The sequence below is a fragment of the Roseicyclus sp. genome (assembly GCF_052168335.1).
GTDB lineage: Bacteria > Pseudomonadota > Alphaproteobacteria > Rhodobacterales > Rhodobacteraceae > Roseibacterium.
In genome coordinates this window covers 1-8488 of sequence record NZ_JBQLZP010000673.1, presented here as the reverse complement: position 1 = coordinate 8488, position 8488 = coordinate 1, and the positions used below count along the sequence as shown (strand labels likewise).

Below are 8488 nucleotides of genomic sequence, written 5' to 3'. Positions count from 1 at the left end.
CCGTCACCACCGTCAGCATCACCGTCCAGAACCCGGGCAACAGCGTGACCCTCGGGATCGCCTCCAACACGGACCAGCCGATCAACGACGAGTGGTTCGGCGTCGACAACTTCTCGGCCGAGGCGCGCTGAGAGCGGGAAAGCGCCGAAAAACCGACAGGAAAGCGGCGCGGCCCCGTTCCCGCGCCGTTCCTGCCACGACTTGGTCAAAATCGGCTGAAACCCTGTCCCCATCGTTTTTTGGGAGTGCTGGTCGTGTTCCGACAGTATCTGGCGCGCGAAGACGGGGCGGTGACGGTCGACTGGGTCGTGATCACGGCCGGGATCGCCGGCCTCGGCATGGCCACCGTCGCGATGGTCTCGAGCGGGGTCGAGGCGCTGAGCTCCGAGACCGGGAACACGATTTCGGGCATCTCCATCCGCACCACCTTCGCGCAGGTGGGCTCGCTCCTGTCGACGGACTTCTCGGGCGGCCTCGGCGACTGGGTGGGCGGCACGGTCGCCAACCTCGCGGGCTTCGGAGAGGTGCTGCAACTCGGCCCGGGCGAGCTTGCGACGCTCTCCCTCGCCGTGCCGCCGGGGGCGTCCTCGGCCACGATCAGCTTCGACATGCTCGGCATCGACGACCTCAGCGGCGAGGCGGCCACGATCTTCATCAACGGCCAGCCCGTCGCGCTCTATGCCGACAACCACGGCAACATCACCACGACGGACCTCGGCGCCCCCGGCGTGACGGTCGCGGTGACACAACAGTACAACAACAGCCACGTCGGCGCGGGCAGCCACGGCGCCGACAGCCGCGCCACCTACACGATCACCGTCTCGAACCCCGGCGACACGCTGACCTTCGGCGTCGGATCGGGCACCGGCCAGCCGATTTCGGAGGAATTCTTCGCCATCGACGACGTGAACATCACGACGAGCTGAGGCGCCCGGTGACGGGCGGAAAGGGGCGAAATTTTCTCTTGCAGCCGGTGGCGGGCGGCCCTAGAAGACGGCCCTACGAAGCGAGCGGGTGTAGCTCAGGGGTAGAGCATTACCTTGCCAAGGTAAGGGTCGTGAGTTCGAATCTCATCACCCGCTCCAGTAATTCCGGACCGCGCACGGGGGTCCGCCGGAAGGGTCGCTATCGGGCGGCCCTTTCCGTTTCCGGCGCCCGCCTCCGCCGCCCGTCCGGCCGCCTTCATCCTTTCTCAAGCATGTGGCCCCACTCTGCCCCCCGATCCAATACGGACGGGGAATTGCGATGCAGGACCATCGGCACGCGCGGCGCGGAAGGCGGCGGGGATGAGCCCGCCCCCCGACGGCTCCGGCTACGACGCCGCGCTTTCGGCGCCCGCCCTCTCGCGCCGCAGGTTCCGGGGTCGGCGCGCCGCCATCCTCGGCACCGTCGGCCTGCCCGCCCGTTACGGCGGCTTCGAGACGCTGGCCGACCAGCTCGTCCGCGCCGCTGCGGCGCGCGGCATCGCCGACCGGCTGACCGTCTGGTGCAGCGGGCCGAGCGCGGGGCCCCTGCGTCCGGCCACGCATCACGGCGCGCGCCTGCGCTACCTGCCGCTGTCGGCCAACGGCGCCGCCTCCATCGCCTATGACGGGCTCTCCGCGCTGGCCGAGGTGGCCGCGCCCGGCGGCGCGGACAGTCTCCTCCTCCTCGGGGTCTCGGGCGGCGGGCCGCTCGCCGCGCTCCGGCCGCTGACCGGGCGGCGCCTCGTCGTCAACGTCGACGGGAGGGAGGCCGCTCGCGCCAAGTGGGGCGGCACCGCGCGCCGCGTCCTCGCCTGGTCGGAGGCGCGCGCCATCGCCGCCGCCGACGCCGTCGTGGCCGACAACGCCGCGCTCGCCGCCGAGGTCGAGGCGCGCCACGGCCGCCGCCCCCGCGTCATCGCCTATGGCGGCGACCATGCCCGCGCCGTTCCTCCCGCCTGCATCGGCGACCTCCGGCTTCCGGCCCGCTACGCCCTCGCCGTGGCCCGCGCCGAACCCGAGAACAACCTCGAGACCATCCTCGCGACCTTCGCCCGCCGGCTGCGCCAGCCCCTCGTCATGGTGTCGAACTGGTCCGGCACCCGCCACGGCCGCGCGCTGCGCGCGCGCTGGCACGGCGCCCCGCACCTCCATCTCGTCGAGGCGGAGTACGACCCGGCCCGCCTCCGCGCCATCCGCGAGGGCGCGTGGCTCTATGTCCACGGCCATTCCGCCGGCGGCACCAACCCCGCGCTGGTCGAGATGATGGGCTTCGGCGTCCCGATCCTCGCCTGGGACTGCGCCTACAATCGTGCCACGACCGGGGGCGCAGCCGCACCCTTCACCGGCGAGGCGTCTCTCGCCGCCGGGGTCGCCCGCCTCGCCGCCGCCCCGCGAGAGGCCGCGCGCATGGGCGCCGCGCTCGCCACCGTCGCCGCGCGCCGCTACCGCTGGGACGACGTGGCCGAAGCCTATTTCGACCTCCTCGACCTCTGACGCTTTCCAAGCCGCGGCCCCCGCCCTATAAGCGGCCCGCCGCAACCGGAGAGTGACCATGCGCAGCGCGAAGATCGCCCGCAAGACCGCGGAGACCGACATCTCCGTCGAGGTGAACCTCGACGGCACGGGCGCCTACGACAACGCGACGGGCGTGGGCTTCTTCGACCACATGCTCGACCAGCTCGCCCGCCACGCGCTGATCGACCTCAGCGTGCGCTGCACGGGCGATCTGCACATCGACGACCACCACAGCGTCGAGGACGTGGGCATCGCGCTCGGCCAGGCGCTGTCGGCCGCCCTCGGCGACAAGCGCGGCATCCGCCGCTACGGCGCCTTCCACCTCGCGATGGACGACGCGCTGGTGCGCGCGGCGCTCGACCTCTCGGGGCGGCCCTATCTGGTCTGGGACGTGGACTTCCCCACCGCGAAGGTCGGCACATTCGACACCGAGCTGGTGCGCGAGTTCTTCCAGGCGCTCTCGACCCATTCGGGTCTGACGCTGCACGTCACGAAGCTCGCCGGGATCAACAGCCACCACATCGCCGAGGCCGCCTTCAAGGCGGTGGCGCGCAGCCTGCGCGAGGCGGTGGAGCCCGATCCCCGCCGCGCCGACGCGATCCCCTCCACCAAGGGCACGCTCTGAGTCCATGACCACCGTCCTCGTCGACTACGACTCGGGGAACCTGCACTCCGCCGAGAAGGCCTTCCAGCGGATGGCCGCCGAGACGGGCGCCGAGCCCGTGATCGTCACCTCGGACCCCGAGGCGGTGGCCCGCGCCAGCCGCGTCGTCCTGCCCGGCGACGGCGCCTTCCCGGCCTGCCGGCGGGGGCTGCGCGGCTTCGACGGGCTGGAAGCGGCGCTGATCGAGGCGGTGGAGGTGCGCGGCGTGCCCTTCCTCGGCATCTGCGTGGGCATGCAGATGCTCGCGACCTGGGGCCGCGAATACGAGGATGTCGAGGGCTTCGGCTGGGTGCCGGGCGAGGTCAGGCGCATCGCGCCCGCCGACCCCGCGCTCAAGGTGCCGCACATGGGCTGGAACGACCTCGTGATCGACCGCGCCCACCCCGTGCTCGACGGGATCGCCACGGGCGACCACGCCTATTTCGTGCATTCCTACGCGATGCAGGTCGCCGAACCCGGCGACCTGCTCGCGCATGTGGATTACGGCGGGCCGGTGACGGCGATCGTCGCGCGCGGCAACGTCGTCGGCACCCAGTTCCACCCCGAGAAGAGCCAGCGCGCCGGCCTCCGCCTGATCGCGAACTTTCTCGGCTGGCGCCCCTGACGGGGAGCATTCCGGGCCTCGCGCCCCTGACGGGGCGCATTCGGGGCCTGGCGCCCCCGGACGGGGGCCGGCCTCAGTTCACCCGCTGCCAGGTGCCGCCCTCGCGGCAGATCGCGCCGCCCATGACGCAGCCCGAGACCGTCAGCGCGTCGCCCGACAGGCTCAGGCGCGAGCGGTAGTCGCGTCCCCGGTCGGGCGAATGGAGCATCCCGCGATACTCGCCCGCATCCGTCGTCGGGTTGGTGTCCCAGATGAGCTGGCGGCCCACGTTCTCCGTCTGCATCGGGTTGCCCGAGGCGTCGAAGGCCTGCACCAGCGTCCCGCAGAGCGAGGTGCCGCACTGCACGATCCGGATGATGCCGGTATTGCCGTTGTCGTCGGGCGCCGTGCGCCAGTCGCCGAGAAGCGCGTCGGCCGAGGCCGCGCCCGCCATCGCCATCAGCACGGCCGCGCCGAGAAGGTATTTCCGCATGGGTTCCGATCTCCTCCCAAGAACCGATGCGCGGAGAGTGCCGAACGCCCCCCGCCCCTGTCCAGCATGACGTTGCTCCCCCGTGGCTCCCCCGTGGCTCCCCCGGGGCGCCCCCGGAACGCCCCCGGTGCACCCCCGGGCGCGCCGCCATCGGCCGGACTTGCCTCCGCCCCCCGCCTGCGCCAGAAGCGGCGGGCATTCCGCAGAAGGGCCGGCCCATGATCCTCTACCCCGCCATCGACCTCAAGGACGGCCAGGCCGTGCGGCTCCTGCGCGGCGAGATGGAGAAGGCGACCGTCTTCAACGCCGACCCCGCCGCGCAGGCCCGCGCCTTCGAGGAGGCGGGCTGCGAATGGCTCCACCTCGTCGACCTCAACGGCGCCTTCGCGGGCGAACCCGTGAACGGGTCCGCGGTCGAGGCGATCCTCGCCGCCACCTCCGTTCCCGCGCAGCTCGGCGGCGGTATCCGCACGATGGCGACGATCGAGACCTGGCTGGGCAAGGGCATCGCGCGCGTGATCCTCGGCACGGTCGCCGTCGAGAACCCGGACCTCGTGCGCGCGGCGGCGCGCGCCTTCCCCGGGCAGGTCGCCGTCGGGCTCGACGCGCGCGGCGGCCGCGTCGCGACCAAGGGCTGGGCCGAGCAGACCGACCTCTCCGCCACCGACCTCGCCCGCGCCTTCGAGGATGCGGGCGTCGCGGCCATCATCTACACCGACATCGACCGCGACGGCGCCATGGGCGGCCCGAACGTGGCGGCCACGGCCGCGCTCGCCCGCGCCACCGCGATCCCCGTCATCGCGAGCGGCGGCGTCTCCTCCCTCGCCGACCTCGTGCGCCTGCGCGACACCGGCGTCGTGGCGGGCGCGATCTCGGGCCGCGCGCTCTACGACGGGGCGCTCGACCTCCGCGAGGCGCTCGCGGCGCTGGCCTGAGCCTTCATCTTTCCTGAAATACGCAACCCCACGCCCGCCTTCCCCGCGCCCCCGCAATCGTCTAGGCAATGCCCATGCTCAAGACCCGCATCATTCCCTGCCTCGACGTGGCCGACGGCCGCGTGGTCAAGGGCGTCAACTTCGTCGACCTGCGCGATGCGGGCGACCCGGTGGAACAGGCGCAGGCCTACGACGCGGCGGGCGCGGACGAGCTGTGCTTTCTCGACATCCACGCCACGCACGAGAACCGGGGCACGATGTACGACCTCGCCACCCGGACGGCCGAGCAGTGCTTCATGCCGCTGACCATCGGCGGCGGCGTGCGCACGGTCGAGGACGTGCGCAACCTCCTCCTCGCGGGGGCCGACAAGGTCAGCTTCAACTCCGCCGCCGTGGCCGATCCCGACGTGGTGGCGCGCGCCGCCGACCGCTTCGGCAGCCAGTGCATCGTCTGCGCCATCGACGCCAAGACCGTCGCGCCCGGCAGGTGGGAGATCTTCACCCATGGCGGCCGCCGCCCGACCGGCATCGACGCGGTGGAGTTCGCGAAGACGGTCACGGCGAAGGGCGCGGGCGAGATCCTGCTGACCTCGATGGACCGCGACGGCACGAAGCAGGGCTTCAACATCCCGCTCACCCGCGCCATCGCCGACGCCGTCGGCGTGCCGGTCATCGCGAGCGGCGGCGTCGGCACGCTCGACCACCTCGTCGAGGGCGTGCTCGAGGGCCATGCGAGCGCGGTCCTCGCCGCCTCGATCTTCCATTTCGGCGAATACACCATCGCCGAGGCCAAGGCGCACATGGCCGCGGCCGGCATCCCCGTGAGGCTGACATGACCGCGCTCGAACGGCTCGCCGCCACCATCGAGGCCCGCCGGGGCGCGGACGCCGAGACCTCGTGGACCGCGAAGCTTCTCTCGAAGGGCCCCGAGAAATGCGCCGAGAAGTTCGGCGAGGAGGCCGTCGAGGCGATCATCGAGGCGGTCAGGGGCGACCGCGCGCGCCTGACGTCGGAAGCGGCGGACGTTCTCTACCACCTCCTCGTCATGCTGGCCGCCCGGGACGTCACGCTCGGGGACGTGCTGGCCGAACTCGAGCGGCGCGAGGGCGCGTCGGGTCTCGCGGAAAAGGCGTCCCGGGACGCGCCGCGCTGACGGGCGCCCGGGCGCGGCGCCCGGCGCCGCGTTAACCATTCGTAAAGATTCTCGCAGGCCCAATGCGAGCGATATTCCCTCGATTTCAATCACTTGATTGCGGCCCGGCCGCGACCTGCCCGAAAGGACAGGTTCCGCAGAATTAACGAATCCTTAACAGTTTTTCCCGCGGAGGTTGCATCACACTGGGGGTTCTCATGCGCATTATCGCAGGTCTTTTTCTGGTCCTGTCCATCGGGATGACGTCGGCGCCGGCACTATCGGCGACCATCCAGATCGAGGCGACGGGGCATGTCAGCCATTTCAGGTTCGGCGACACCAACGCGTTCGATGCCGATCCCGACGATCCGTACATGACGATCCAGCCCGATCCGGCGGTGGCGATCCACAGCCCCTATCTCGACGGGTTCGACCGGATCGAGGCCGTCCGCAGCGGCAGGGGGTCGCTGACGCTGACGCCGACCGGCCTTGACGAGCCTTGGCGCACCCACAGAGTCACCGCCTGTTCCGGGTTCTTCATCTTCTCGTGCCGGGCGGATGCACACCCGCTCCTGCAACGGAGCATGTTCGGCCTGACGTCGATCGCAGGCTTTCACATCTACAGTACGGCCGACTCCGTCGCTTACCTCTATCCGACGTCCTACAGTTTCGTGAACGACTGGGCGGACACCTGGCAGAACGCCCTCGGAACGTTCTGGTACATGGACTTCGACTTCGGCGTCACGCTGGACTCCTTCTCGATGCGGACGGTCCAGACACCCCCTCCGCCGCTGGCGGCGATGCCCCTGCCGCCGGCGGGCGCGTTGCTTCTGGCCGGGCTCGGCGGGCTGGCGCTCCTCCGCCGCCGGGGGCTCAGAGCTTCGACGAGATGATGCCGGTGGCGAAGCCGCCCATGCGGAGTTCGCCGAAGAGGCGCTGATACTCGATCTTGGGACAGCGATCCTGGATGACGGTCAGGCCCTCCGCCTCGGCGCGGGCGGCGGCCTCGGGATGGGTCACGCCGATCTGCATCCAGATGACCTTGGGACGCGGCACCATGGCCAGCGCCTGCTCGACGATGCCCGGCACCGCCTCGGGGCGGCGGAAGATGTCGATCACGTCGACCCCGCCCGCAATCTCGGAAAGGTCCGTCACAACCGTCTCCCCGAACAGCGTCTCGCCCGCGTGGCCGGGGTTCACCGGCACCACGCGGTAGCCCTTGAGCTTGAGGTAGCGCGCCACGTAGTGCGAGGGGCGGACGGGGTTCGGGCTGACGCCGACGCAGGCGAAGCTCTTCGCCTCGCGCAGGATACGGCGCAGCAGATCGTCGGAGGGCGTCGTCGTCATGGGCCGAGCCTTAGCACGCGCGGGCGGCCGGGAACGAGACGAAAAAAAGCGCCCGCACGAAGCGGCGGGCGCAGTCACGGAACGAGGGACAGTGATGGGCGCGCGGGTTCCGAGCCGCGGCGCCTGACCCTTATGTGGGCCTCGCGGCGCGGATTTTCAGAGGACCGCAAGAAAATGTGATCTCAGCCGAGGATGGCGGGCCAGTTGGCCTCGCCCGCCGCGATCACTCCCGGCAGTTCGGCGAGCCACAACTCCCGCGCGCGGAGGCTCGCGTTGAGGAACAGCCGGCCCTCGTGGATCGACCAGGCCTCGGGGATCGTCGGCGCGAGGTAGCCGCGCGAGGCGGCGAAGGCGCAGTAGCCGCCGAAGGCCGGGGCATATCGGTCAGGCTCCGCCGCGAAGGCGTCGCGGTTCTCCGCGGTCGCGAAGCTCCAGCGGGCGCCCATCCACTCGATGGCGAGGGCCGGATCGCCCTGCACCGGCGCGCCGTCCCGGGCATAGGCGACGGGGTCGGTCCCCCCGATGGCGAGGCCGTTGCGCTGGAAGACGGGCGGCTCGGCCGCGCGCGCGGCACCGGCGAGGAGGACGGGGAAGGTCGCGGCGAGGCCGAGGAGGGTGCGGCGGGACGGCATGGGGCTGTGGCTCCGGTTCGGGGGACGACGGCGAGCAGCCTGCCAGCGAAAGCGCCCGCTGCCATCCCCGCCTCGCCGCATCGTGACGCGGCGTGAGGGGCGCTCAGTCGAAGATGTCCTCGATGAGGTCGAAGGCCTCCTCGAAGACCTTGCGCATCAGCCCCTTGCGCCGCCGCTTCGGGCGGGCGGGGCGCGGGTCGCTCCAGGGTTCGGGCGGGCGGC

At 71.4% G+C, this 8488-nt stretch carries 11 protein-coding genes and 1 tRNA gene; 9 read left to right on the top strand and 3 right to left on the bottom strand.

Annotation, left to right across the window (positions count from 1 at the left end):
• The first annotated feature begins 254 nt into the window (after nt 1-254).
• The 5 genes from ACTS11_RS20560 to hisH all read left to right on the top strand — a co-directional run bounded on the left by ACTS11_RS20560 (nt 255) and on the right by hisH (nt 3748).
• Nucleotides 255-926 carry a hypothetical protein gene (locus ACTS11_RS20560; RefSeq protein WP_442642146.1) on the top strand — a complete coding sequence of 224 codons (672 nt, stop codon included), beginning with the start codon at nt 255-257 and terminating at the stop codon, nt 924-926.
• 84 nt (nt 927-1010) lie between these two features.
• Nucleotides 1011-1085: transfer RNA gene (locus ACTS11_RS20555), tRNA-Gly, on the top strand.
• Between the two features lie 201 nt (nt 1086-1286).
• Entirely contained in the window at nt 1287-2459 is a 1173-nt protein-coding gene (locus ACTS11_RS20550) for a DUF1972 domain-containing protein (RefSeq protein WP_442642145.1), read from the top strand.
• Nucleotides 2460-2517: 58 nt separating this feature from the next.
• Entirely contained in the window at nt 2518-3105 is a 588-nt protein-coding gene (gene hisB, locus ACTS11_RS20545) for an imidazoleglycerol-phosphate dehydratase HisB (RefSeq protein WP_442642144.1), read from the top strand.
• A 4-nt stretch (nt 3106-3109) separates the two neighbouring features.
• On the top strand, nt 3110-3748 hold the full coding sequence (gene hisH / locus ACTS11_RS20540; protein ID WP_442642143.1) for an imidazole glycerol phosphate synthase subunit HisH: 639 nt from the start codon (nt 3110-3112) through the stop codon (nt 3746-3748).
• A gap of 73 nt (nt 3749-3821) precedes the next feature.
• Here the strand turns inward: hisH and ACTS11_RS20535 are convergent, their stop codons facing one another.
• On the bottom strand, nt 3822-4220 hold the full coding sequence (locus ACTS11_RS20535; protein WP_442642142.1) for a DUF2147 domain-containing protein: 399 nt from the start codon (nt 4218-4220) through the stop codon (nt 3822-3824).
• Between the two features lie 218 nt (nt 4221-4438).
• On the opposite strand from ACTS11_RS20535, the gene hisA reads away from it, so the two are divergent.
• The 4 genes from hisA to ACTS11_RS20515 all read left to right on the top strand — a co-directional run bounded on the left by hisA (nt 4439) and on the right by ACTS11_RS20515 (nt 7180).
• Nucleotides 4439-5155, top strand: coding sequence for a 1-(5-phosphoribosyl)-5-[(5-phosphoribosylamino)methylideneamino]imidazole-4-carboxamide isomerase (gene hisA, locus ACTS11_RS20530; RefSeq protein WP_442642141.1), 717 nt, complete (start codon nt 4439-4441; stop codon nt 5153-5155).
• 74 nt (nt 5156-5229) lie between these two features.
• Nucleotides 5230-5991 (top strand): imidazole glycerol phosphate synthase subunit HisF, encoded by a 762-nt coding sequence (gene hisF / locus ACTS11_RS20525; protein WP_442642140.1) that lies wholly within the window; start codon nt 5230-5232, stop codon nt 5989-5991.
• Nucleotides 5988-6308 carry a phosphoribosyl-ATP diphosphatase gene (locus tag ACTS11_RS20520; RefSeq protein WP_442642139.1) on the top strand — a complete coding sequence of 107 codons (321 nt, stop codon included), beginning with the start codon at nt 5988-5990 and terminating at the stop codon, nt 6306-6308. Before hisF ends, ACTS11_RS20520 begins: the two co-directional genes overlap by 4 nt.
• A gap of 197 nt (nt 6309-6505) precedes the next feature.
• Complete coding sequence (locus ACTS11_RS20515) at nt 6506-7180, top strand: hypothetical protein (protein ID WP_442642138.1); 675 nt, start codon at nt 6506-6508, stop codon at nt 7178-7180.
• Here the strand turns inward: ACTS11_RS20515 and ACTS11_RS20510 are convergent.
• Together ACTS11_RS20510 and ACTS11_RS20505 are read right to left on the bottom strand one after the other, a co-directional pair.
• Complete coding sequence (locus ACTS11_RS20510; RefSeq protein ID WP_442642137.1) at nt 7161-7634, bottom strand: CoA-binding protein; 474 nt, start codon at nt 7632-7634, stop codon at nt 7161-7163. The genes ACTS11_RS20515 and ACTS11_RS20510 overlap by 20 nt on opposite strands.
• Before the next feature lie 182 nt (nt 7635-7816).
• Complete coding sequence (locus ACTS11_RS20505) at nt 7817-8266, bottom strand: YHS domain-containing (seleno)protein (RefSeq protein ID WP_442642136.1); 450 nt, start codon at nt 8264-8266, stop codon at nt 7817-7819.
• Nucleotides 8267-8488 lie beyond the last annotated feature (222 nt).